Here is a 23,313-nt window from a genome sequence, read left to right as displayed (position 1 = left end):
GCCAGCCGGACCATGCGTCTTTGCGGTATGCCGTCGCCCTCGGGCTGGTCCGGCTGCTTGCTCCCTGCCTCAGTTCACAGGTCAGGAGACTGATCCGGATCGGTAGTGGGTGAGCGTGCCGTGCACTACGAGTCCAGTGGACGAAAGGTGCTGCAGCACGCTGTCGATGAGGCCTGCGTTCGTCACATCGGTGTAGGTCTGCTCGTCCAGTTCGAGGCGGAACTGGTCTGCCAGGAGGCGGACACGCAGATCGCGCGGATGAACACCGGACTCGGTGAGGAAAAGGCGGGCCGCCGCTTCGGATCTCTCGACCAGGTTCAGCCGTCCGATCGTGACAGGGACACCGACAGCCAGCCGCGAGGCCAGGCAGGGACTGGCAGGTTTGTCCGCCACGTCGAGCTCCCAGGCCCGGGCCAGGGCTCGGATGGCGGACTTGTCGAATCCGGCGTCGGCCAGCGGTTCGACGACCCGGAGTTCCCGGGCGGCGCGCAGTCCCGGGCGATGCGGGGCCCGGCGGTCGCCCAGGTGGGTTCCGGTGGCGACGTGGCCCAGGCCACGTGTGACGGCCAGTTCGCTGAACGCGCTGAGCATGGTCTGTTTGCAGAAGTAGCAGCGGTCTCCGGCGTTCGCGCGATACCCGTCGACCGACAGCTCGTCGACCGGGACCAGGACGTGCTCGGCCCCCATCGCTTCCACGAGGCGCTGCGCGTGGGCGAGTTCCGTGCGGGCCAGGCTGGGGGAGTCCGCCGTCGCGGCAACGACCCTGCCCCGCGGCAGAGATCTCAGCGCGGCAGCCAGGAGGACGGTGGAATCCACACCGCCTGAGAACGCGACGACCACCCCGCCCAGGTCCGAGAGCCGGCCGAGCAGGCCCTCGACGATGGCCGAGAGGTCGGGGGGAGACGTCATGGGAGTCCTCGGAGTCATTGCGCTGACTGTTACTACTTGTCTATGTTTACTAGAGTGACATTCCCTCAACTAGACAGTCAACGTATTGTCGAGGTCGAGTCAACAGCTCGGCTCGACATCGATCGCCGTCGCCGGACAGGAGTGCCGGAGGTCGTCTTCGCTGAGGGCAAGACCCCCGATCAGTCACTGGAGTTGTTGGCCCGGCTGCGCGAAGCGGATCCCGGCAGTCCGGCTCTGGCCACGCGATGCCCCGACGAGGTGCTCTCCCGGGCCGCTGGTCACTTCGCCGGCGAACAGGTCGAGATCGACCGGCTGGGGCGCACCGTCGTGGTGGGCGAACTGCCCGTACCGCGGGGCGAGGTCGTGGTGCTCGCCGCCGGTACCTCGGATCTCCCGGTGGCGCGCGAGTGCCTCACCACACTTGCCGTACTGGGCACCACGGGACGGCTCATCGCGGATGTCGGCGTCGCCGGCCTCCACAGGCTGCTCGCAGTACTGCCGCAGCTGGACGGTGCGGCCTGCGCGGTCGTGATCGCCGGTATGGAGGGCGCGCTGCCGAGCGTGGTGGCGGGGCTGATCTCCGCACCTGTCGTAGCGGTACCCAGTCCGGTCGGTTACGGGGTGAGCGCCGGCGGATTCGTGGCTGCGATGGCCATGCTCTCGTCGTGCAGTCCCGGTGTTGCGGTGATGAACATCGGCAACGGTTTCGGAGCCGCCGTCCACGCCGCGAAGATCGCCCGGCAGACCGCGCCCGCAGCCCCCGCAGCCCCCGCAGCCCCCGCACGGAGCGAGGAGAGGTCGCATGACTGAGCACGCATCCACAGGGGGATCCCCCGAAGCGCTGCTGACAGCCCATCTCGACTGCTCCACAGGCGTAGCCGGAGACATGCTTCTCGGAGCGCTGCTGGACGCCGGCGCCAGCCTCGACAAGGTCAACCGGGCCATCGCCTCGCTCGGGATCCCGGGGCTCTCGATCAGCGCCCGTGCCGACCGGCGGGGCGGGTTGGCCTGCACCCGGGTGGATGTCGCCATGCCGTCCGTGCCTGACCGCGAGCGCCACCTCGGCGATGTGCAGGAGCTGTTGGACCGGGCCGAGGAGCTGAGCCCGGCCGCGGCGCACTTCGCACATCACACCTTCTCGCTCCTGGCCGACGCCGAGGCGACCGTCCACGGCACGAGCCGGGAGAAAGTTCATTTCCACGAGGTGGGGGCGTTCGACGCGCTCGCCGATGTGGTGGGCTGTGCTGCGGCGCTGGATGACCTCGGGCTTCTCGCCGAGGACGTGAAAGTCACCTGTACCGCACTCGAAGCGGGCACCGGACACGTCAGGGGTGCGCACGGGGTACTGCCGGTACCGGTCCCTGCGGTACTGGAGATCGCCCGTGTCTTCGGTCTGCCGTTGGCCGGCGGAGCGTTGCCCGGTGAGTGCACGACTCCCACGGGCGCCGCCCTGGTCGCCGCGCTGGCGCGGCCCGGTGATCCGCCGGCGATGCAGATCACCGCCGGCGGATACGGCGGCGGCACCCGGGAACTGCAGGATCGCCCCAACGTGACTCGAGTCATGATCGGCCGTTCGCCGCAGGCGCCCGCCTCCGGTCACGACACGGTGATCGTGCTGGAGAGCATGGTCGACGACATGGACCCGAGGCTGTGGCCGGGGACGCTGGAGGCGTTGCGCGCCGCCGGCGCATGGGACTGCTGGATCACCCAGGTGACGGGTCGTGGCGGACGCCCTGGCCAGCTGGTGACAGCGCTCTGCCGGGCAGGGAACCGCGCTGCGGTGTCCGGAGCCCTCTTCGCGCACACCTGCACGCTGGGCGTCCGGTGGTGGAGTGCCGAGCGGGAACTGATGCCTCGATCCATGACCCGGGTGGAGCTCGGGCCTGCCGACAACCGTCAGTCCGTGCGGGTGAAGATCGGAGGGAGCGGCGCGGAACGCACCGTTCAGCCGGAGTTCGTGGACGTCGCCAGTGCGGCAGCGGCTCTGGGCCGCCCGCAGCGCGCGATCAACGAGTGGGCGGTCAGGGCTTACTGGGACGAGTTCCGAGCCTCGGCCCTGGAAGCCTCCCCTCGGGACGGAACCGCCCACGACCGGAATTGACTTTTGTTAAGGGTCAGTCAATTATCACGGTGAATGCATTGACAACAGTCATCAATGTGCCGCAGTGTTGTCTCGCCATGATCGCGAACAAGGAGACATTGTGCCGCGGCTGATTGATCTGACGCACGGTTTCTACGAGGGAATGCCTTCCTATCCGGCACCGTGGTTCCCCAAGTTCACCGCCGAGCGAGCGATGACCCCCGAAAACGACCCGAACGGTACGGAACGTACGTTTTCCACGCTGCACCTGTTCCCCCACAACGCCACGCACATCGAGTACCGGTTGCACTTCTACCCCGGCGCCGAGGGCATCGACGCCGTGCCGCTGGAAACGCTGATAGGTCGCGCCTGCGTCGCCGACCTGTCGCACAAGGGGGACCTGGACCCGGTCACCGGCGAAGATCTGGAGAAGGAACTCGGCGAGGTCTGGCAGCGTGGCGACCGCCTCCTGATCAGGACCGATTACGTGCGCCGCGCCTGGGGGCGTGAGGACTACTGGGACAAGCCGCCGTACCTCACCCCGTCCGCGGCGGAGTGGGCCATCGACAACGGCGCTTGCCTCGTGGGCTTCGACTGTCTGACGGAGCGCCCCGGCGACCGTGAATCGCCGGTCCATCACGCACTGCTCGGGGCCGGCATTCCGCTGATCGAGTACTTGACCAACATGCACGAGCTGTCCCAGCAGGTGGTGCAGCTCATCGCACTGCCCGTCAAGGTCGCCGGAGTCGAGGCCGCTCCGGCGCGGGTCGTAGCCGTGGAGAACGACGATGCAAGTTGATTCCGTGAACCCACCGGCCGGAGCCGGCTACTCCGTAGCGCTCACTCGCACCGACCCGCGGGCCGACGTGGCGCAGATGGAGGCGGCCCTCGCTCGGCTGCTCGACCTGCTCGGCAACCCGCTGAGCGGACTCAAAGCCGGCCAGACCGTACTGATCAAGCCCAACATGTTCCAGGTGGAACCGGGTTTTCACGTAAGCCCCGCACTCCTTGCCGCCATCGCGAAAACCGTCGTCGACCACGGTGCCCGGGCCGTCGTCGCCGAACGCACTCATGCGTTGTTCGATGTGCTCCGCGACCACGAGGTGCACAAGTACGCGGACGTCATGAGCTTTGACGACATGCCCCTGCGCGTCACTCCCATCCCCGGCGCCACCTCGCTACGCGTTCCGCTGGCCATCCCCGAACTCATCCTGGACTGCGACTATTTCATCGGAGTTCCACAGCTGCGCACCCATGCCAGCGTCGTGTACTCGAATGCGATGAAGAACCTGGTGGGTCTGCTGCCGGGCTTCACCACCCGGATCGTGCACATGGCCGGGGTCGACGAATCCACCGTGGACCTCAATCTGCTTCGCCACCAGGATCTGGCGATTTCCGACGGCAGTACCGTGATCGAAGGCAACTACCCGATGCTGGGCGACCTTCGGGAGGCCGGCTTCCTGGCTGCCTCGTCCAACGCCGTCGCTCTCGACGTCGCCGTGGGTGAACTCGCCGGATTCAAGGCGCACGAGGTGGCCTATCTGCGCGACGCGCACAGCCGGGGCATGGGGCCGGAGGACCTCACCGACATCGAACTGCTGGGCACCCCGCTGGAGGAACTCTCCTTCACCATGCGCCGGGCACCCTCGGTGATCACCCCGCCTCGGGCCGGCATCCACATCCACGCGGACAACGCCTGTGCCGCCTGCCGTCGCTGGATAGCCGCGGCAATGGAGGCACTTGGCGACGACATCCGCCTCTGGGAAGGCGAGATGACGGTCGTCTCCGGCGCCCAGGCCGTCATGCCCGAACTGCGCGGTGCCGTGGTCCTCGTGGGTAACTGTCTGTACGAGAACCGGGACGCCGGCATCTATGTGGAGGGCTGCCCTCCGCGCGCCATTCAGCTCGCCGCGTTCCGCTATGCGATGGGGCAGAGCGTCACCGAGCAGGAACGAACGCAGTTCCGGGTCCCGGCCTCCTACGCGGGGGTGGATTCGGCATGACAGGCACGCCCATGGCAGATCCGGTCTCCATCATTTCCGCGCTGCGCGAGGGCGACACCGTCCACCGGTGCGAGAGGCTGCTACCCGGCCGCATGGACCCCGCGAATGCGGCCGCCGCGATGCGGGGCCATGGACGCATCCTGCTCGCCACCTCGTACGCCGGGGAGACACGACCCGGAGTCCTGGCAGTCGGTGAGCTCGCTCTGATCAGCTGCGGGCTGGCAGCGGAGCTGAATCGGAAACCCCGGCAGACGGCCCTGCACCGAGCCGTCCGGTTCATCGAGGACCTGAATTTCGCAGACGCCGAAGTGGCCGAGGAACGACGCTGGTTCGGCGTCATCGGCTACGACGCCGCACGTGACATCGAGCGGCTCAAGCCACGCGACGACACGGACCTACCCGTCTACGACTTCTTCGTCCCCGAGATCCTCATACGTTTCGAACCGGGCGCCGTGCGCGTCATCGGGCGCGGCGTCGACCCGTCCGCCGCCGCGCGCGCCTGCGCGCGGGCGGTCCGCCTGCTGACCGGCCCTGCTCCGCAGCCGCTGAAGACCCCCCGGGTGGGGGTCGGACAGTTCACGCTGACCCGCTCCGACTACCACAAAGCCGTTCAGCAGGCGAAACGCTACATCGTCAACGGAGACATCTTCCAAGTCGTACTGTCACTGGGGCTCACCGCCGAGGCCGATGCCGATGGACTCGCGCTCTACGCGGCGCTCAGTTCCTTCAACCCCTCGCCGTACCAGTTCTGGTACCGCAGCCGGGAGTTCGAAGTCGCCGGCTGCTCGCCGGAGCCATGCGTCACGCTGTCCGGCGGCGAGGCCCTCATCCGCCCGCTGGCCGGCACCCGCCCACGCGGCGCCGACGAGGCTGCCGACCGGCTGGCCGAGCAGGAGCTACTGGCGTCCGACAAGGAAGTGGCCGAACACCGAATGCTGGTCGACCTGGCCCGCAACGACCTCGGCCGGGTCTGCACTTCGGGCAGCATCAACGTTCCGCACCTCATGGAGGTGGACCGCTACTCGCACGTCATGCACCTCACCTCGGATGTCACCGGGCAGTTGCGGCCGGAACAGTCCGGGGCGGATCTGATCACGGCCACCTTCCCCGCGGGCACCATGACCGGCGCGCCCAAGATTCGCGCGATGGAGATCATCGACGAACTGGAACCGGTCGGCCGCGCCTTCTACTCGGGGGCCGTCGGCAGTTTCGGCGGCGAGGACGTCGATCTGTATCTGACCATTCGCAGCGTCGTCCTGCATCAGGGACAGGTACGGCTGCAGGCGGGCGGCGGCATCGTGTTCGACTCCGACCCCGAACAGGAATACGCCGAATGCCTGGCCAAACTCGGAGCCGCGGCCCGCGCCGTCGGAATCGACCTGGAGAGGGCGATCGGATGATCTGCGTCATCGACAACTACGATTCCTTTGTCTACAACCTCGTGCAGTATGCGGGCGCCCTCCGGGTGGAATGCCAGGTTTTCCGCAACGACGAGGTGTCGGTCGACACGATCGTGAAGCTCGCACCCGACCTCCTCCTCATTTCTCCAGGGCCCGGAAATCCGGACAGCGCCGGGATCTCGCTCGAAGCTGTTCGCTCCCTGGCGGGCCGTGTCCCGATCTTCGGCGTGTGCTTGGGACATCAGACGATCGGCCAGGTGTTCGGGGCTGAGGTCGTCCACGCGAAGAAGCCGATGCACGGAAAGTGCTCGCGGGTGACGCACGACGGTCGCGGAGTGTTCACCGGGCTCCCCTCACCCCTCACCGTGACGCGGTACCACTCGCTGGTCGTAGCCCCCGCCACACTGCCTCCGGAGATCGAGGTCAGCGCCTGGTCCGAGGACGGCGAGGTGATGGCCCTGCGGCACCGCGAACTTCATGTCGAGAGCGTTCAGTTCCACCCGGAATCGCTTTTCACCGAACACGGTCTCCGCATGGTGGAGAACGCATTGGTCGCCGCCCGCGGATTTCACAAGGCACGAGAAGGACTGGTATCGGCATGAGCCTCGAACTGCGGTCGCCCCTTGACAAGGAGGTCGGATCCCTCAGCGGGGAGGAACACCTGCGGGCTGTTCTGGAATGGCATTTCGGGGAGCAGACCGGATCGCCGTTCTGGCTGCGCAAAGCGGCCGGCCTCGGTTTCGACCCCCGAACCGACATCACGACTCTCGCGGACCTGCGACACTTCCCCGACGTCAGCGAGGAACTGCGCAAGGTCCCGGTCGACGATCTCTTCCCCGCAGGCTGTGCGGGACGGCCTTTCGGTGTGTACGAGTCGGGGGGCACCCTCGGAACCCCCAAGCGGATCGTCGAGAGCAGCTCCCGGACCCGCGCACTGGACTGGGTCAGCTCGGTTCTCACGGACCACGGATTCCCCATGGGATCCCATTGGCTGCACATCGGTCCGACGGGACCCCATATCGTCGGCCGCTCCATGCGGACCCTCGCCGAGGCACGGGGAGGGGTCTGCTTCACCATCGACTTCGACCCGCGGTGGGTGAAGCGTCTGATCGCCGACGGCCGCCGTGACGAAGCGGACGCCTACGTCCAGCACGTACTGGACCAGGCCGAACTGATCGTCGAGACCCAGCGGGTGGGCGTTCTGTTCATCACCCCGCCGGTGCTGGAGGCCCTCTGCGCCCGCCCGGAGCTGCACGACCGGCTCAAGGGGCAACTGCGAGGACTCATCTGGAGCGGTACCAGCATCAGCCCCACCACCTTGCGGCTGGTCGAGGAGGAGTTCTTCCCCGACACCGCGGTGGTCGGCCTGTACGGCAACAGCCTCATGGGCATCGCACCGCAGCTCCCGCACGGCTCCTACGACGGGTACCGCTGCGTCTTCCGCACCCACCAGCCGCAGGCCATGGTCGAAGTCATCGACCCGGACAACGGCCTGCGGGTTCCTGTGGGCGAACGCGGCCGAGTCCTCGTCCACCTGCTGAGCCAGGACATGTTCCTGCCGAACGTGGCGGAGCGGGACAGCGTCATCCGAGTAGGCACTCCAGAGGGCGCCCTGGGCGATGACATCGCCGAGATCCGTCCCTACTCACCTGCGGGCAGCACCATCATCGAAGGGGTCTACTAGTGAGCGGCGCCACCACCGGGCTGGTCCTGCACCCCCTGGTCGGCGGCGACGTCTGGGAGAGCGAGGACACGTCGACCCTGAACGGGGTGGACGGCCGGTTTCTCGCCGACGTACGGCAGGCACCTCCGCTCCTGGCCCAGATCGCCCTCAAACGGGCCGCGGAAGCCGCCGGGGGGCCGGTGCCGGCGGAGCTGCTGGCACGCGCCGGTCAGGCGTTCGCCGAGGAAGAGCTGGCCGGCGAGTCACCGCAGGAGTACTGCCGCAAGGCCACGCTCGCCGCCGGAATCCCCCACCGGGTCTTCGTCCACGCCCTGCGGTACATCAGGGACGGGCTCACCAACGCCCCCGCGGCTACCGCCGCCGAGTTGCCGCTCCCGTTGTCGTCCCCGGACCACGAGGTCCGGTGGACCCGCCGCGGGCGCACGCTCGCGGTGGTGGCACCCAGCAACCATCCCGAACCTCATCTGGCCTGGGCGAGGGCAGTGTCACTCGGCTACGGGGTCGTCGTACGCCCGGGCGGACGGGATCCCTTCACCCCGCTGAGGCTGGCCCACGCTCTGTACGCCGCGGGGCTGCCGAAGGGCCGGATCTCGATCCTGCCCGGCAGTCACGAGACGGCGGAGTTCCTGGTCAAGCACGCGGACCGGGCGCTCGTCTACGGGGGCCAGGACACCATGGCCCGTTGGGCGGGCCGGGAGTCGGTCGCGGTACGCGGCCCAGGCCGCAGCAAAGTACTGCTGTGCGGCGCCGCGGACGAGACATCCCTCGTGCATGTCGCCCACACCGTCGCCGCCGACGGCGGGACGCGGTGCACCAACACGTCGGTGGTCCTGACCACCGAGGACGTGGACGAGGTCGCCGCCGCACTCGCCACCGCGCTGGCCCGGCTGCCCCTCCTGCCCGTCCTCGACTCCCGGGCAGCACTTCCCGCATTCACCGCTGACCGCGCTCTTGCCCTCGCCGCAGAGGTCGACCGTCTCAGCCGCACAGGACTGCGTGTCCACCGCACGTCGGAGCCCGGACCGGACGGAACCGCCGAACTCGCCGACGGCTCCCGGACAGTGCCGGCAGCCGTCATGTCCACCCGGGATCCCGGCCATCCCGAGCTCGGCACCGAGCTTCCCTTCCCCTTCGTCCTGGTAGCGCCCTGGACCGCTGAACTGGGGACAAAACCGCTTCGGGACTCACTGGTTCTGACCGTTCTCGGGTCGTCCCCGGAACTTCTGGAGAAGATCGTGAACGACCCGACCGTACGCCGCGTCGTCGATGGGCCCGCCGACCCCTGGGTAAGCAGCCCGGGACTCCCGCACGACGGCAGCCTCACCACATTCCTGCTGGAGCCCAAGGCCGTCGTCCGGACGGGGGCGAACCGATGACGGCGCCCCGCACCGTGGTGGTGGCAGGGGCTTCCGGGGACCTCGGCCTCTGCCTCGTCCGGCGCTGTCTGGAACAAGGCGCCGAAGTGCTGGCCCAGTACCGGTCCCGGCCCGAGCGGCTCGCCGAACTCACCGGTTTCGGAGACCGGCTGGTGCTCGTTCAGGCGGACCTGTCCGACGACCAGGGCGCCACGGTGCTCGCCTCCGCGCTCCCCGGCCACTGGGACGGACTGGATCTGCTGGCCAACTGCGTGGGCGGAGCGCGCCCCGTGCCGATCGACGATCTGACTCCGGACGAGTTCCGAGCCTGCCTCCAGTCCAACGTGGAGGCACCGTACGCCGTACTCAAGGCCCTGCTCGCGCCGCTGGAAGAAGCACGCGGCAGCGTCGTCAACCTTTCCAGCGTCGCCGGCTTCACCGGTGGAGCCTTCGGGCCCCACTACGCGGCGGCCAAAGCCGCGGTCATCGGTCTCACCCGGTCCGCGGCCCGTGAACTCGGCGGTAGAGGGATCCGGGTGAACTGTGTGGCTCCGGGCCCGGTCGCGTCCGAGATGACCGACTCGCTCAGCGCGGCTGCCCTGGAGGGCGTGCTCGCGAGCACCGCCCTGGGCCGGGTGGTCCTCCCGGAGGAGATCGCGGACTCGATCCTCGCGCTGTCGGGTGCCACCGCCACCACCGGCCAGACCGTCGTCGTGGACGGCGGGCGCTATCTCCACTAGTGCGGACCACCTCCGCAGCTGATCGTTCGAACCGACAAAACCATTCCAAAAGGCGGATTGAAGCATGAGCGAAATTGGTTTCACCGAGCTGTTCGACCTTCTCAACGACTGCAACGGCGACGCGGACCCCGTCGAGCCGAGCGCGGACCTCGTAGACGCCACCTTCGATGCCCTGGGATTCGACTCGCTCACCCTCCTGAACGCCGTCGGCCGGCTGGAGCGGAGCCACGGCATCACGCTCTCCGACACCGTGGTCAGCGAGGCGAAGACCCCTCGTCAGTTGCTCGAACAGGTGAACGCGCAGCTCGCCTGACGCGTCCCGGTACTCCTCTACAGAAAGGTCACCGAGATGTGTGGAATCTCCGGTTGGCTCAGCTTCACCCGAGACCTCGGCCACGAGCGTTCACTGGTCCAGGCGATGACGGACACCATGATCTGCAGAGGTCCCGACGCCGACGGCGTGTGGATCTCCGAACACATCGCGTTCGGTCACCGGCGACTGTCCATCATCGATCTCGAAGGCGGCCGCCAGCCCATGGTCGCCGAGGAGGACGGGCACACGCTCGCGGCCCTGACCTTCTGCGGAGAGGTGTACAACTTCCGTGAGCTGCGCGAGGAGCTGGTCTCGTTCGGGCACAGGTTCCGGACCAGCAGCGACACAGAGGTCGTACTGAAGGCGTACCTGCAGTGGGGCGACCGGTTCGCCGAGCACCTGAACGGCATGTTCGCGATCGGTATATGGAACCCGCGGACCGAGGAACTCCTCCTGGTCCGCGACCGCATGGGCGTCAAGCCGCTCTACTATCTTCCGACGCCGGACGGTGTCCTGTTCGGCTCAGAGCCCAAGGCGATCCTGGCCAATCCGCTCGCTCCACGTCGGGTGGACAGGGAGGGCCTGTGCGAGGCTCTCGACATGGTCAAGACGCCGGAGCGGACCGTCTTCTCCGGCATGCACGAAGTACGGCCGGGCCAGATCGTCCGCGTCCGCGAATCCGGCCTCACCAAGTCCCGGTACTGGCAGCTGGAAGCACGCGAGCACCACGACGACAGGCAGACCACCATCAGCGCGGTGCGTGAGCTGCTCGAGGACATCGTCTCGCGCCAGATGATCTCGGACGTTCCCCTGTGCTCGCTGCTTTCCGGCGGCCTGGACTCGTCCACGATCACCGCGCTCGCCGTGCGGTCCGCGGCAGCGGCGGGCGAAGGGCCGGTCAACTCCTTCTCGGTGGACTTCACGACGGCGGCCAACCAGTTCGAGCCCGATTCGGTGCGGGGCTCCGCAGACGCCCCGTACGCACGCGACGTCGTTGCTCACCTCGGCACGAATCACCGCGAAGTGCTGCTGGAAAGCTCGGAGTTGGTGGACCCCGAGGTACGCGCCGCAGTGCTGCGTGCCACCGATCTGCCTCCTTCGTACTGGGGGGACATGTGGCCCTCGCTGTACCTGCTCTTCCGCGCGGTACGCCAGCAGTCCACCGTTGCCCTGTCAGGCGAATCGGCTGACGAACTCTTCGGTGGCTACCAGTGGTTCCACCGGTCCGCTGCGGTCGAGGCCCCCACCTTCCCCTGGCTGACCTCCGGATCGGCCCGGTACTTCGGCGGTACGTCCCTTCTCGACCCCGGGCTGCTGCAGAAGTTGGACATCGCCGACTACCGTCGGACCCGCTATGACGAGGCCCTGGAAGAGGTCCCCGTGCTTCCCGGCGAGGGTGACGTCGACCGGCGCATGCGTGAGGTCACGTACCTCAACCTCACGCGGTTCGTGCAGACCCTGCTCGACCGCAAGGACCGTATGAGCATGGCTGTGGGTCTGGAGGTGCGCGTACCGTTCTGCGACCACAGGCTCGTCGACTACGTCTTCAACGTCCCGTGGGAACTGAAGTCCTTCGACGGCCGGGAGAAGAGCCTGCTGCGCGCGGCAGCCGCGGATCTTCTCCCCACCTCAGTGCTGGAGCGGTCCAAGACCCCGTACCCGGCGACACAGGACCCCTTCTACGAGGCTGCCTTGCGGACGGAGCTGAGCGGGGTTCTCGCCGACGCCGACTCGCCGATTCTTCCGCTGCTCGACACCGCACGGATCCATCGTGTCCTGGACCGGTCCCTCGGCGACGTGAGCATGCCTTACAACCGCGGCGGCCTGGAGACGGCACTCTGGCTCAACCGGTGGCTTTCCTCCTACGACGTGACGCTGGACATCTGACATCACAGACCACGATGCGGTGTGTGCTCGAATTTCCTGAGCACACACCGCATCGCCGCTTCCGGGCACCGACGGGCGACGAACGTCACGGACGGCCCCGGGCGGGTCCGTTCTTGTCCAGCCAGCGCCAGCAGTCGACGGCGAGCCGCAGATGACCCATCTCTTCGAAGTACAGGGCGGCGGTACGCACACGCTCGGCCGCCTCGACGCCACGGTCCAGTGCCGCCAGGGCGCGGCCCCACGTCACATAGAGCCGTGCGTGGTCCATGCCCTCCGGCGGCCCGCCTTCGTCGATCGCCCGCCTGCATACTTCCTCGGCCTCGGCCGGAGCGCCGCTGTCCAGCAGGTGCAGTGCCTTCGCGCGCAGCAGCGCCCGATGGGGCACCCAGCCGCTGGCCTCGGTGACGGCCCAAGCGGCGTCCAGGTGCTGCTTCGCCGTTTCCGGCTCGGCCCCCAGGTCGATGAGGAGCGCGGCCAGCGAAGTGCAGAAGCGCAGCCACTCGTGGACGGGAAGGTTCGCGTTACTGAGCATTCCGCGCGCGGCGAGCAGATAGGGCACCGACTCCTGCACCTTGTCGTACCGGGCGTACATGGTCCCGATGGCCCAGTGGGCGCGGCCTTGAACCGCCAGCGAGTCGACGTGCGTCGTCACCGCGAGCAGCTCGTCGATCAGCAGCAGGAGTTCGGAGAGATCCTCCCCGGCCTCGCACCGGACCGACACCTCGACCGAGAGCAGCCGGACGTGTTCGGAGGAGTTCATCAGGCCGGACGGCAGGAGTTCGGCCCGGGCAACGGCCAGTGCGGACCGGGCGGCGGCCAGGTTCCCGGTGTCCCTGGCCGCGGACGCCAGGTCGATGTAGGTGCGCAGCCTGATGCCGGGAGAATTGGCGTCCTTGAGGATTGCGGCCACTGTGGTGAGTACGTCGTATCGCGCCTCGGCGTCCCCCGAGTCGGACAGCACCTGCGCGAGTTGGAGGGCCACCTGGACCAGGGCCCATGACGGGGGACCGGCCAGCAGCTCCTGGTACAGAGTCTCCAGCCGGCTGCGGTACACGGTCGGAGCCATCCCCTCCGCGCCGCCCTGGAGCAGTAGAGTGTCGACGACGGGTCCGTCGAGGCCGGGGGCCAGGCTCACCACACCGGCATCACGGGGGGCAGACTCCGACTGCGTCAGTTCTGGGAGTTCCAGGGGGGAACCGACGAGGGTCTCCAGGCTCACTTCGAGAACAGCGCTCAGTTGCACGAGCACATCGAGCGTCGGCGCACGGCGGCCCGATTCCATGAGCGAGATGTAACTGGGCGTGATGCGCTCGCGTGCGAGGTCACGCTGCGACAGGGACCGGGCCTTGCGCAGCTCGCGCAGTCGCTCTCCGAAGGTTGGTTGTTGAACCAGCGGGGACTTCACGGTGAACGCTCCCAAGAGATGCTTGCCGCTCGTCATGATTGAGAACTAAGATCGCGTGCGCCAGTTGACATCTGAGTCAACTGTTGTCATTCCGAGTCATGGGACCCATGACTCATGTGAGCACGCCGATGCTAGCGCTTCCGGGTGACGAAACGCCCAGGGGGAGCCCAGTTCGGGCGGAAGGGGCAAGGCCGCATTGGTCCCTGCCCAGGTGGTGGCTAGCTTCGGGGCACATACTACGGGGGCTTGGTGTCTGTTGTGTCTACTCACGTAACCCAATTCCATAACCCTACGCCCAGAGGCGACGCGGTACCCCCCTGGGGTCCTTTGGCGGCTCCTGCGGAAGTGGGACCGGCAACCGGCCGAGTGTCCGAAAGGGAGCAGGCGCCCGCCGCTTCCGTTTTAACGGCCTCTGGACCGAGCTTGCTCGGTAGCGACTGGCCCTGGTGAGAAGACCTCTGGCCGGACCGACGAAAGCCGCCCAGTTAACTCTTGTCATCAAATCCCTTCAAGGGTAGGTTGACTAGAGTTAACATACTAGGCGTCCTAGGAGGTCCCCAGCGAATGTCGGCTTCAGGGAACCAGGGTGACGAGGGGCGGCGCCCCCATGTCGTCGTGATCCATCGTTGGCGGGATCGGTACGCTCACTACGAGGCCTACCTCGACCACGCGGGTCACTCCGTCAGTTATGTGACAACCCACGTGGGCCTGTCCGGCGTGCCGGCTGCGGCCGCCGCGGTGACGCTGGTTGACGCGACCGATGAGTTGACCTTGGTCCGGCAAGCCGTCCGTGAACTGGCCGCACGCTTCGGCAGTCCGAAGGCAATTGTCGCCCTGAAGGAAGACGACCTGCTCATCGCGGCCCAACTCCGGGCGGAGTGGGGACTTCCAGGACCCACAGTCGATGATCTGATTCCTTTCCGCGACAAGCTGGAAATGAACCAGCGGATAGCCGACCGCGGGCTGCCGGTGCCGGTCTTCGCCGCGGCATCGGCACCCGGGGACGTACAGGACCTCGCGGCGAGGCACGGCTGGCCCGTCGTACTCAAGCCGACGCAAGGGTCTTCCAGCGCGGGCATCCGCATGTTGCGGGGCCCTGCCGACCTCGATGACGTGGACTGGGACGCGCACGGCCCGCTGCTGGTGCAGGCGTGCGAGACCGACCCGATCTACCACGTTGACGGGCTGTTCCGGGACGGTCGGCTGGAAGCCTGGCGGGCATCCCGTTATGTCAACACGTGCCTCGGTTTCCGGGACGGCGCTTACCTGGGCTCGGTCGAGGAGGACGACCCCGCGGTCCTGGCCGCAGTGGGCACCTGGGCGGCGCGATTCCTCTCCGCGCTCACCGACAAGGCGACCGTCTTCCACTTGGAGGTGTTCGTCGGCGTCGGGTCCGACGGCGCGATCCGGTGCTCCTTCCTGGAGGTCGGCGCCCGGGTCGGTGGATCCGAGATCCCCTTCATCTGGCGGGATCTCCACGGACACGACCTGATGGAGGCGGCGTTCGTGCTCCAGCTCGGTGAGCAGCCGGCAAAGGGCACGCCGGGGCGCGACGAGGTCGGCGGGTGGTTGCTGATCCCCGCTCCCGCCGAACGGCCGTGCCTCATCACCGAGGTCACACCGATGACCGGCCGACAGCCGGGACCTTATGCGGAGTCACTGCTCGCCCCCGGTGACATCCTCCCTGCGGCGGACGCCTACTACGAACACGTCGGCGGACGATTCCGCTTCCGCGGTCCCACCAGCGCGGACGTGGAGCAGGCCATCCGCACTACCGCAGCGGACTTCCGCGTCGCCGCAGAGCCCTGCCCGGTGGAGACTCCCGCCCTGAATCCGACAGCAGGAGAACAGCCGTGACAACGAACGCCCCGGTAGTGATCGTGGATCCGTACGCCCCTGCCAGGGGCTTTCCCGCCGCCTTCCGCGAGGCCGGTCACCCTGTGGTTCGCGTCCAGAGCACACCCGAGCCGCCGGCGGTCTACCGGGGTTCGCTCGACCTGTCGGAGTATGCGGACAACCTCGTGTACGGCGGGGACTTCGACGCCTTCGCACAGACCGTACGAGAGCTCGGCCCCGTTGCGGTGATCACCGGCAGTGAGATCGGGGTCGAGTTCGCGGATGCCCTGAGCGAGGCGCTCGGGCTCCCTTCCAACGGCACCGAACTCAGCCACGCGCGCCGCGACAAGTACGCCATGATCGAGAAGATCAAGGAGTGCGGTGTCGCCGGAGCCCGCCAATTGCTGGTCACCAGCGAGAGTGAACTCCGTACCTGGCACGAGTCCGTTGGCGGAACCATCGTGCTCAAGCCGCTGCGCAGCGCTGCCGGTGATGGTGTGTCCTTCTGCGACTCCCCGGACGAATCGGCCGCGGCCTACAAGGTGTTGGCGGACCGGCCGACCGTCTTCTCCGAGCCGGCCGCCGGTGTGGTTGCCCAGGAATACCTGGTGGGCACGGAGTACATCGTCAACACGGTGAGCTGCGCGGGCCGCCACTACGCGACCGACGTCTGGCAGACCGAGAGGATTTCGGTCAACGGGGTGACAGATCTGCTGGTCGAGACCTACCTCCTGCCTGCTGAGGACCAGGTTGTCCAGGAACTCGTCGCGTACGGCTTCCGGGTGCTGGACGCCCTCGGCGTACGTCATGGCCCCGGGCACCTGGAGATCAAGCGCACCCCGCACGGCCCGCGACTGGTCGAGATGGGTGCCCGGATCTCGGGCGGAGAGCTTCCCTACCAGGCTCAGCGGGCCATCGGCGAGGGGCAGCTCGAATGCACGGTGGATGCCTATGTCCGGCCGGCGAGCTTCGCGGCCCGGACCGGTCGGAACTACCACGTGAAGCACGCGATCGGCTGGGCCGGTCTCGCGTCCCCGCACGCGGGCCGTCTCGTCGGGTACCGCGACCTGCAGGGCATCAGGGAGCTCCCGAGCGTCCGCGACGTCCGGATCATGGTTCAACCGGGGCAGCAGATCAAGGAGACCGTAGACGATCTGACGTACCCCGTCACGGTCATGCTCGAACACGACGTACACGATGTGCTGTTGCGCGACCTCAACACGATTCGCTATCTGGACGGGCCCTCGATGTACGAGGTCGAGCCGGGGAGCCGGCCCACGTTCCACGCGCCCGGCGCCTAGGCACGCACCGGGCACTCCCGGCATCTCAACGGTTCCGATCAACGAAGGAAAGCGCGCGCAATGACAACTCCACCTGTGCGAACCCGACCGCCGACGAAACGCAGGCCGGCGATGGAATGGCTTGACCCGGCGCGTCTGCTGAACGTCGCCTGGCCGGTTTACATCGAGCTCATGTCGGGTGTCATCGCCAGCATCATCACGGTCGTCTGGATCGCTCGGCTCGGAGCCCCCGCGCTCGCCGCCGTGACCGTGGCCGCCACGCTCGAGAACGTGCTCATGAGCGTCATCCTGGCGGTCAGCGGCGGCACGACGATCGTGCTGTCGCGCGCCGTCGGCGCGAGCGAGTACGGGCAGCTGCGCTCGGTGCTGCGCGCCGCGTTCCGCATGACCCTCGCCGTCACCGCGGTGATCTGTGTGGTGCTTTTCGTGCTGAGGGAGCCGCTGGCGAAACTGATACTCGGTTCCGACGAAGCGTCGGCGGTCCGGCTGTCGGTCGACTACCTCACCATCGCGGTGCCGGGCATAGCGGTGTTCTACGGCCAGCACCTGGTGGACAGCACGTTCAAGGCCAACGGGGACACGCGTACGCCGATGCGCATGGCCATCCTGTCGAACATGATCCTCGTCGTCGCCGACCCCATCCTCATCTACGGGTGGCTGGGCGCCCCGGAGCTCGGCGTCACCGGCTCCGCACTGGCACTGGTCGCGTCGCGAGCAGTCACGCTGGCGGTGACCTGGTGGCTCTACCAGCGGTCTCCGCTGGTGCGCGAGATGAGCGCCGCTCCGGAGGCGCCGGCAGCCTCCGGACCGGGCCCGGTGCGCGAGATCCTCGGGGCCGGTCTGCCGCTGGGGGTGGACTTCCTGGTACGGATGGCCGCCGGAATGCTGATCGTCGGAGTGGTGGCCCGTTTCGGAACGGACGAGGTCGCCGCGTACGGAACGGTCACGCGGACGCTCCTGTTCCTCACCATGGCGGCGTACGCGATGCGGCAGGCCGCGACCATCATCGCGGCCCAGGCGAAGGGCGCCGACGACGACGTGCTGCTCGGCGCGAGCAGCACGTCGTCGGTGCGGCTCGGCATCGCCTGGTCCCTTCTCGGCGGCGTGTCGGTACTGGCCTTCGGCGGCTTCGCGGTGGACGCGGTCACGAGTGACGCGGCGATCCGCGCCGCAGCCGACGGCCAGATCCCGTGGCTCGCGGTCTACGTCACCCTGCTGCTCTGCAACGTCACCCTCAGCGGCATCTTCCTGGGCGGCGGGCACGGCAAGGCGCTGGCCACCTCCACCACGGCCGGTGCGGCCCTGCAGCTCTGCCTGGCACCACTGCTCGCACTCACTCCACTGGGGCTGACGGGGGCATGGATCGCCATGATCATCAACGCCGGGACACAGACGACGGTTCTCCTCGTGCTGGCGACCCGACAGACCATCAAAGCCAAGGAGGCTACGGCGTGAACCCGCCCATAGCGCTCGGAATCGTGTCCCTCGCCCACGTTCTGGGTGAGCCCTGCGACGTCGCCGAGACGGCCGGCTCCTACGTCGACGACCCCGACCGGGTGATCCGTTGGGGATACCGCACCTTTCATCGGGCCGCTCCGGGCGTCGGTCAGACCCGCATGGCGGCGGATGCCGCCCAGCGGGCGCTGGATGCCGCCGGCCTCTCGGCGTCGGACATCGACTACCTGGTGGTCGCGGACAGCGGAGTGCCGGAGTACCTCAACTGGGACGCTTCCGCAGCAGTCGCCCGCGAGCTCGAACTGGGCTCGACGCCGACCCTGCTCGCCACGCAGGGGTGCGCGTCCGCGGTGACCGCACTCCAGCAGATCGCCGGGCTCATGGCGGTCCGGGACGACATCCAGCGTGTCCTGTTGGTCGCGGTGCACCGGGTCAGCGAGGAGCACATCAACCGGATGCGCAACAACACGTGCCTCGGCAGCGACGGCGCCGCCGCCGCAGTGGTCCAGCGCGGGCACGGCCGGCTGCAATGGCTGGCGACCGACCAGATCGTGGATCCGCGCTACGTGGACTTCTTCCGGGTCGAATACGGCGGCAGCGCGGCTCCGACCGGCGAGAACCTCAAGGTGGATCAACTGGGCCTGATCCACCAGCACTTCCGTCGCGAACCCGAGCAGCTCGCCCAGTTCGTCAAGGACGTCGATCACCAGGTGGCCGCCGTCGTGGAGCGCGCCTGCGAGCGGGCCGGTGTGTCGTCGTCGGAGATCCGGCGCCTGATCTATCTGAACGACAATCAGCATTCGCTGGCCGGTGTCGCCAAGGCGACCGGTATCCCGCTGGAGAGGACGAACGCGGCGCTCTCCGCCGAGCTGAGCCACGTCGGCTGCGCCGACCAGCTGATGTGCCTGAGCATCTACGACTCGCGGGACGAACTGGCCCCCGGCGACCTCGTGGCGCTCGCCGGCCTGTCCGGGGGTATGCAGTGGTTCTGCAGCCTCGTGCGGGTCTGAGGCGGGGGCGGACATGACCGACATCGCTGCCCTCGGCCGTACCGACGACCTGTCGTTGGACGACGGCCGCACCGCGACATTGCGGCTGCCGGGCGAGATCCCCACCGGCCGGGCCGTCCCGGCTGTCGTACTGCTGCACCCGTTCGGCGTCTGGGACCGGGACGCCTTCCTGCCCGCCGAGGCGTCCGGGAACGGCCCGGTCCGCCTGTTCGACGATCTGGGCGCCGCCCTGGTCCGGGCCGGACTTGCCGCCGCCGCGTTCGACACCCGCTTCCTGACCGAGGACCGCCGCGACGGAGCGGGCTCCCCCCGATTCACGTTCACCGGTCTTGTCGACGATGCGGTCCGGGTGGTCGAACAGGCACGGGCCCACCCCGAAGTGGACAGCAGCCGCGTGCTGCTGCTGGGCGTCTCGATGGGCGCCGAAGTAGCGGTGGCCGCGGCCGAGCGCCTCGGGGGCGAGAGCCACCTGGCGGTCGTCGCCCCGAGCGCCGAGGCGCGCCCGGTGTTCCAGCGGTGGATGGGCTTGGACCGGCGTCTGGAATGGCTGGTCGCGGGTGGGTTCACCGGCGCGGACGGCGTCGTCGACCTCGCCGCGGCGAGGGCTGACGAGCTCGGGCGCAGCGGTTGGTGGGAGGACTTCGACCTGGTCGACCGTTTCGGCTCAAGTGCCGATCTCGAACTGCTTCGCGCCGAGCTCGCGTTCGAGTACGACACGTGGGAGCAACAGGCGCTGGGGCGCGGCGACGAGTCGGCACCCGCCTCGTTCTGGCGTGACTGGTTCGCGCAGCCTGCTCCGTACCGCCGACTGGCCGGGATCACCGGCCGGATGACGATCCACGTGGGCGCCGAGGACTGGACGACGCCGCCCCGGCAGGCTCACCTTCTGCACCACGCGGCACTCGCGCACGGTCTGCAGTCGCAGCTGACGGTCCATCCACGGCTCGGGCACCTGATGTCGCCCCGCTCGGCCGACGGCCTGCGCACCTACGGGCCGTTCGACCCTGAATTCCTGCGGGCCCTCGTCGAATCGGTCGACGCGGTGCTCCGCCCCGGCCAATCCCTCTGAATCAGCCTCTGAATCAGCCATCGAACGAAAGGCCTCCCGCACCGATGGACTTCAGCCTGTTCTACTTCGCCAACGAGCAAGAAGCGGACGCCGACTCGACAGACCGGTACGGCCTGCTCCTCGAGGGGGCGAAGTTCGCCGACACCAACGGCTTCACCGCGGTGTGGACACCGGAGCGGCACTTCCACGAGTTCGGCGGCATCTACCCGAACCCGTCCGTGCTGGGGGCGGCCGTCGCGGCCGTCACCGAGCGCGTCGGTATTCGCGCGGGGAGCGTGGTGGCGCCGCTGCACCATCCGGTACGCATCGCCGAGGAGTGGTCGGTGGTCGACAACCTCTCCGGCGGCCGGGTCGGTGTGTCGTTCGCCTCCGGGTGGCACCCGCAGGACTTCGTGCTGCGGCCGGAGAACTTCGCGGATCGCAAGGCGAAGCTGCGCACGACCGTCGAGGAGGTGCGCGAACTGTGGCGCGGCGGCGCGGTGTCCTTTGTCGACGGTGCGGGCGAACCGCAGCTCGTGCGGTCCTATCCGCGTCCCGTACAAGCTGAACTCCCGGTCTGGATAACGAGTTCGGGCGACCCCGAGACGTTCCGGGCGGCGGGCCGCGCGGGGGCCGGACTGCTGACCCACCTCGTCGGACAGGGGCTGGAGGAGCTGTCCGACAAGGTCGCGCTCTACCGCGAGGAGTACGCGGCCCAGTCCGGTTCGGACCAGGACCGCGGGCACGTCGTCCTCATGCTCCACGCGTATCTGCACGAGGACGAGGCCGTCGCCAAGGAGACGGTCCGGGCACCGCTGTGTGCCTACCTGCGCAGCTTCGCCGAACTGACCATGAGCTCCAGCGCGAAGGGTCGGCGGGTCGACCCCGAAGGGCTCAGCCCTCGGCACTTCGACGCCCTGGTCGAGCGCTCCTTCGAGCGGTACTTCGACGAAGGCGGTCTTCTCGGCACCGTCGAGAAGGCTGTCGACGTCGTCGAGCGGGTCCAGAAGGCCGACGTCGACGAGATCGCCTGCCTCATCGACTTCGGTGTGGCCCGGGAACAGGTCGTGGCGGGTTTCGGTCTCCTCGGTGCGCTGCGGGCGGCCGCCTCGGAAGACCGCCGATGACCCGCACCGAGAGCGCGGACCGGGTACGGCTGCCGGAACACCCGTCCAGTGAGTTCCGGCGGTCGGCCGGCTGGTTTCCCACCGGGGTGACCGTGCTGACCTGCGTTCGGGACGAGGAACTGCACGGCATGACGGTGAACGCGTTCGCCTCCGTGTCCCTCGACCCGCTGCTGGTCCTGGCGGTACTGCGGACCGGCTCCCAGACGACCGGTCAGGTGCTGTCCGGCGACGGGTTCGCGGTGACCGTGTTGAGCTCTCTCCAGGAGCCGACAGCACGGTCGTTCGCCGCCCCGGACCGGACCCGGGGCAGCGCCGCGTTCTCCACCGTCGCCCACGCGCCTGCCCGGTGCACCGGCTCGCCCGTACTGCTCGGCGGGATCGCCTATTTCGACTGCGTGGTCGAATCCACGTATCCGGCCGGCGACCACACCATCCTCGTCGGCGCTGTACAGACATTCGGCCTGCTGTCGGAGGAGCCCGCGCTGCTGTTCAGCCGAAGCCGCCTGGGTGCGGAACCGGATCTGCGGCGATCATGAGGGGTTCGAAGTAGCTGTGGACGTATGGGATTTCGGGCTGCTGACGGTCGCCGCCACGGGAGCGGGTGCGGTCAATGCGGTGGTCGGCTCGGGTTCGCTGATCACGTTCCCCGCGCTGATCGCGATGGGATACCCACCGATCCTGGCAACCGTGTCCAACAATGTCGGGCTCGTCCCGGGTATGGGCGGCGCGGTGTACGGCTACCGCCGGGAGCTCGCCGGCCAGTACCCGCTCCTCCTGCGACTCGCGGCGGCTGCCGGCAGCGGCGCGCTGATCGGCAGCCTCTTGCTGCTCTCCCTGCCGTCCGCCTGGTTCCAGAGAATCGTGCCGGTCTTGATCGGTACGGCCTGCGTGCTGGTGCTCCTGCAGCCGATCCTGGCTCGCCGACTGGCCGCTGGGCGCCGCCGAGGCGGTGCGTGGCTCTCGTCCGGCGTGTTCGCCACCGGCGTCTACGGCGGCTACTTCGGGGCCGCACAGGGCGTCGTCCTCATCGGACTGCTCGGCGCGTTGAGGACCGAAGACCTGCAGCGACTGAACGCCGTGAAGAACGCCTTGGCGCTGACGGTGAATCTGGTGGCGGCGATCGTCTTCGTCTGCGTCACCACCGTCGATTGGCGCGTCGCCGGGATCGTCGCGGCAGGGTCGACGGTCGGGGGTCTGCTCGGTTCCCGGTACGGCCGACTGCTGCCGCCGGTAGCCCTTCGGGCCACGATCGCCGCGGTCGGACTGCTCGCCATGGCCGATCTGATCGCCAGGTCCTGGTGAATCGCGCCGCCGAATCCGTCTCCTGCGCCGTCCCGGACCGCTGCGGCTTCACCATCGCCCTGCAGACCATCCAACCCGGTGCGCCGCGACATCCTGAGCTACCTCGGCGAGCACGGCGAAGCGAACTCCACCAGCGTCGCCAAGGCCCTCGGTGAAAGCACCGGCACCACCAGCCACCACCTGCGCAAACTCGCCGACCTCAAACTGATCGCTGAGATCGAGGAGCGGTCCACCGATCGGGAACGCTGGTGGAAGTCGCTGATGACGGACATCTTCACGCCGCCGGGCCTGGGGCTGACGCCGACGAACGCGAGGCCGCGGTGAAGATCGGCGCCCTCAAGATGACCCATGACCTGAACCCGGTCGTGAGCGCATACGCCGGGTACGACTCCTCCGCGGCCTGGAACCAGATCTACCGCGCCGGACTGCGGATGACGAAGGAGCAGGTCGCCGCGTTC

22 protein-coding genes are annotated in these 23,313 nt (G+C 68.2%); 20 read left to right on the top strand and 2 right to left on the bottom strand.

Annotated features, from left to right (window positions below; genetic code table 11):
• Positions 1-81 precede the first annotated feature (81 nt).
• Positions 82-909, bottom strand: a complete 828-nt coding sequence (locus OG734_RS18870) for an ATP-dependent sacrificial sulfur transferase LarE (RefSeq protein WP_330288682.1) — start codon at positions 907-909, stop codon at positions 82-84.
• Positions 910-951: 42 nt separating this feature from the next.
• On the opposite strand from OG734_RS18870, the gene larB reads away from it, so the two are divergent.
• The 11 genes from larB to asnB all read left to right on the top strand — a co-directional run bounded on the left by larB (position 952) and on the right by asnB (position 12,371).
• A complete protein-coding gene (gene larB, locus OG734_RS18865; RefSeq protein WP_330288681.1) occupies positions 952-1,719 on the top strand; it encodes a nickel pincer cofactor biosynthesis protein LarB in 768 nt (255 codons plus the stop codon).
• Complete coding sequence (larC, locus tag OG734_RS18860; RefSeq protein ID WP_330288680.1) at positions 1,712-3,010, top strand: nickel pincer cofactor biosynthesis protein LarC; 1,299 nt, start codon at positions 1,712-1,714, stop codon at positions 3,008-3,010. The genes larB and larC overlap by 8 nt, the downstream gene beginning before the upstream one ends.
• A gap of 100 nt (positions 3,011-3,110) precedes the next feature.
• Positions 3,111-3,788 carry a cyclase family protein gene (locus OG734_RS18855; RefSeq protein ID WP_330288679.1) on the top strand — a complete coding sequence of 226 codons (678 nt, stop codon included), beginning with the start codon at positions 3,111-3,113 and terminating at the stop codon, positions 3,786-3,788.
• Complete coding sequence (locus OG734_RS18850; protein WP_330288678.1) at positions 3,778-4,992, top strand: DUF362 domain-containing protein; 1,215 nt, start codon at positions 3,778-3,780, stop codon at positions 4,990-4,992. Before OG734_RS18855 ends, OG734_RS18850 begins: the two co-directional genes overlap by 11 nt.
• A complete protein-coding gene (locus OG734_RS18845) occupies positions 4,989-6,392 on the top strand; it encodes an anthranilate synthase component I family protein (protein WP_330288677.1) in 1,404 nt (467 codons plus the stop codon). Before OG734_RS18850 ends, OG734_RS18845 begins: the two co-directional genes overlap by 4 nt.
• The gene (locus OG734_RS18840) at positions 6,389-6,994 is read left to right on the top strand and encodes an anthranilate synthase component II (protein WP_330288676.1); all 606 of its coding nucleotides are present in this window, start codon (positions 6,389-6,391) and stop codon (positions 6,992-6,994) included. Before OG734_RS18845 ends, OG734_RS18840 begins: the two co-directional genes overlap by 4 nt.
• Positions 6,991-8,076 carry a phenazine biosynthesis protein gene (locus OG734_RS18835; protein ID WP_330288675.1) on the top strand — a complete coding sequence of 362 codons (1,086 nt, stop codon included), beginning with the start codon at positions 6,991-6,993 and terminating at the stop codon, positions 8,074-8,076. The genes OG734_RS18840 and OG734_RS18835 overlap by 4 nt, the downstream gene beginning before the upstream one ends.
• A complete protein-coding gene (locus tag OG734_RS18830; RefSeq protein WP_330288674.1) occupies positions 8,076-9,452 on the top strand; it encodes an aldehyde dehydrogenase family protein in 1,377 nt (458 codons plus the stop codon). The genes OG734_RS18835 and OG734_RS18830 overlap by 1 nt, the downstream gene beginning before the upstream one ends.
• Entirely contained in the window at positions 9,449-10,171 is a 723-nt protein-coding gene (locus tag OG734_RS18825) for an SDR family NAD(P)-dependent oxidoreductase (RefSeq protein WP_330288673.1), read from the top strand. The genes OG734_RS18830 and OG734_RS18825 overlap by 4 nt, the downstream gene beginning before the upstream one ends.
• 64 nt (positions 10,172-10,235) lie before the next feature.
• Positions 10,236-10,484, top strand: a complete 249-nt coding sequence (locus tag OG734_RS18820) for an acyl carrier protein (protein WP_330288672.1) — start codon at positions 10,236-10,238, stop codon at positions 10,482-10,484.
• 36 nt (positions 10,485-10,520) lie between these two features.
• Positions 10,521-12,371 carry an asparagine synthase (glutamine-hydrolyzing) gene (gene asnB / locus OG734_RS18815; RefSeq protein WP_330288671.1) on the top strand — a complete coding sequence of 617 codons (1,851 nt, stop codon included), beginning with the start codon at positions 10,521-10,523 and terminating at the stop codon, positions 12,369-12,371.
• A gap of 85 nt (positions 12,372-12,456) precedes the next feature.
• Here the strand turns inward: asnB and OG734_RS18810 are convergent, their stop codons facing one another.
• A complete protein-coding gene (locus tag OG734_RS18810) occupies positions 12,457-13,812 on the bottom strand; it encodes a helix-turn-helix domain-containing protein (protein WP_330288670.1) in 1,356 nt (451 codons plus the stop codon).
• A 528-nt stretch (positions 13,813-14,340) separates the two neighbouring features.
• On the opposite strand from OG734_RS18810, the gene OG734_RS18805 reads away from it, so the two are divergent.
• From OG734_RS18805 to OG734_RS18765, 9 genes are all read left to right on the top strand, one after another.
• Complete coding sequence (locus tag OG734_RS18805; RefSeq protein WP_330288669.1) at positions 14,341-15,633, top strand: ATP-grasp domain-containing protein; 1,293 nt, start codon at positions 14,341-14,343, stop codon at positions 15,631-15,633.
• Positions 15,630-16,913 (top strand): ATP-grasp domain-containing protein, encoded by a 1,284-nt coding sequence (locus tag OG734_RS18800; protein ID WP_330288668.1) that lies wholly within the window; start codon positions 15,630-15,632, stop codon positions 16,911-16,913. Before OG734_RS18805 ends, OG734_RS18800 begins: the two co-directional genes overlap by 4 nt.
• A gap of 111 nt (positions 16,914-17,024) precedes the next feature.
• The gene (locus OG734_RS18795) at positions 17,025-18,368 is read left to right on the top strand and encodes an MATE family efflux transporter (protein ID WP_330288667.1); all 1,344 of its coding nucleotides are present in this window, start codon (positions 17,025-17,027) and stop codon (positions 18,366-18,368) included.
• Positions 18,365-19,378, top strand: a complete 1,014-nt coding sequence (locus OG734_RS18790) for a 3-oxoacyl-ACP synthase III family protein (protein WP_330288666.1) — start codon at positions 18,365-18,367, stop codon at positions 19,376-19,378. The genes OG734_RS18795 and OG734_RS18790 overlap by 4 nt, the downstream gene beginning before the upstream one ends.
• Before the next feature lie 13 nt (positions 19,379-19,391).
• The gene (locus OG734_RS18785) at positions 19,392-20,447 is read left to right on the top strand and encodes an alpha/beta hydrolase family protein (RefSeq protein ID WP_330288665.1); all 1,056 of its coding nucleotides are present in this window, start codon (positions 19,392-19,394) and stop codon (positions 20,445-20,447) included.
• Between the two features lie 44 nt (positions 20,448-20,491).
• Positions 20,492-21,553: a MupA/Atu3671 family FMN-dependent luciferase-like monooxygenase gene (locus OG734_RS18780; protein ID WP_330288664.1), complete on the top strand. Its 1,062-nt coding sequence runs from the start codon at positions 20,492-20,494 to the stop codon at positions 21,551-21,553.
• Positions 21,550-22,089, top strand: coding sequence for a flavin reductase family protein (locus tag OG734_RS18775; protein ID WP_330288663.1), 540 nt, complete (start codon positions 21,550-21,552; stop codon positions 22,087-22,089). The genes OG734_RS18780 and OG734_RS18775 overlap by 4 nt, the downstream gene beginning before the upstream one ends.
• 16 nt (positions 22,090-22,105) lie before the next feature.
• Positions 22,106-22,855, top strand: coding sequence for a sulfite exporter TauE/SafE family protein (locus OG734_RS18770; RefSeq protein ID WP_330288662.1), 750 nt, complete (start codon positions 22,106-22,108; stop codon positions 22,853-22,855).
• A 78-nt stretch (positions 22,856-22,933) separates the two neighbouring features.
• Positions 22,934-23,179 carry a helix-turn-helix domain-containing protein gene (locus OG734_RS18765; protein WP_330288661.1) on the top strand — a complete coding sequence of 82 codons (246 nt, stop codon included), beginning with the start codon at positions 22,934-22,936 and terminating at the stop codon, positions 23,177-23,179.
• The last annotated feature ends 134 nt before the right edge of the window (positions 23,180-23,313 follow it).

It is taken from the genome of Streptomyces sp. NBC_00576 (genome assembly GCF_036345175.1).
Taxonomy (GTDB): domain Bacteria; phylum Actinomycetota; class Actinomycetes; order Streptomycetales; family Streptomycetaceae; genus Streptomyces.
Note: the sequence above shows the minus strand (reverse complement) of the source record. Positions and strands in the feature narration are given on the sequence as shown.

What these genes read in the sequence shown, in the direction of transcription:
- OG734_RS18870 (WP_330288682.1), bottom strand. Translation starts at nt 909, where the DNA reads ATGACGTCTCCCCCCGACCTCTCGGCCATCGTCGAGGGCCTGCTCGGC.
- larB (WP_330288681.1), top strand. Translation starts at nt 952, where the DNA reads ATGTTTACTAGAGTGACATTCCCTCAACTAGACAGTCAACGTATTGTC.
- larC (WP_330288680.1), top strand. Translation starts at nt 1,712, where the DNA reads ATGACTGAGCACGCATCCACAGGGGGATCCCCCGAAGCGCTGCTGACA.
- OG734_RS18850 (WP_330288678.1), top strand. Translation starts at nt 3,778, where the DNA reads ATGCAAGTTGATTCCGTGAACCCACCGGCCGGAGCCGGCTACTCCGTA.
- OG734_RS18845 (WP_330288677.1), top strand. Translation starts at nt 4,989, where the DNA reads ATGACAGGCACGCCCATGGCAGATCCGGTCTCCATCATTTCCGCGCTG.
- OG734_RS18840 (WP_330288676.1), top strand. Translation starts at nt 6,389, where the DNA reads ATGATCTGCGTCATCGACAACTACGATTCCTTTGTCTACAACCTCGTG.
- OG734_RS18835 (WP_330288675.1), top strand. Translation starts at nt 6,991, where the DNA reads ATGAGCCTCGAACTGCGGTCGCCCCTTGACAAGGAGGTCGGATCCCTC.
- OG734_RS18825 (WP_330288673.1), top strand. Translation starts at nt 9,449, where the DNA reads ATGACGGCGCCCCGCACCGTGGTGGTGGCAGGGGCTTCCGGGGACCTC.
- OG734_RS18820 (WP_330288672.1), top strand. Translation starts at nt 10,236, where the DNA reads ATGAGCGAAATTGGTTTCACCGAGCTGTTCGACCTTCTCAACGACTGC.
- asnB (WP_330288671.1), top strand. Translation starts at nt 10,521, where the DNA reads ATGTGTGGAATCTCCGGTTGGCTCAGCTTCACCCGAGACCTCGGCCAC.
- OG734_RS18810 (WP_330288670.1), bottom strand. Translation starts at nt 13,812, where the DNA reads ATGACGAGCGGCAAGCATCTCTTGGGAGCGTTCACCGTGAAGTCCCCG.
- OG734_RS18805 (WP_330288669.1), top strand. Translation starts at nt 14,341, where the DNA reads ATGTCGGCTTCAGGGAACCAGGGTGACGAGGGGCGGCGCCCCCATGTC.
- OG734_RS18795 (WP_330288667.1), top strand. Translation starts at nt 17,025, where the DNA reads ATGGAATGGCTTGACCCGGCGCGTCTGCTGAACGTCGCCTGGCCGGTT.
- OG734_RS18785 (WP_330288665.1), top strand. Translation starts at nt 19,392, where the DNA reads ATGACCGACATCGCTGCCCTCGGCCGTACCGACGACCTGTCGTTGGAC.
- OG734_RS18780 (WP_330288664.1), top strand. Translation starts at nt 20,492, where the DNA reads ATGGACTTCAGCCTGTTCTACTTCGCCAACGAGCAAGAAGCGGACGCC.
- OG734_RS18775 (WP_330288663.1), top strand. Translation starts at nt 21,550, where the DNA reads ATGACCCGCACCGAGAGCGCGGACCGGGTACGGCTGCCGGAACACCCG.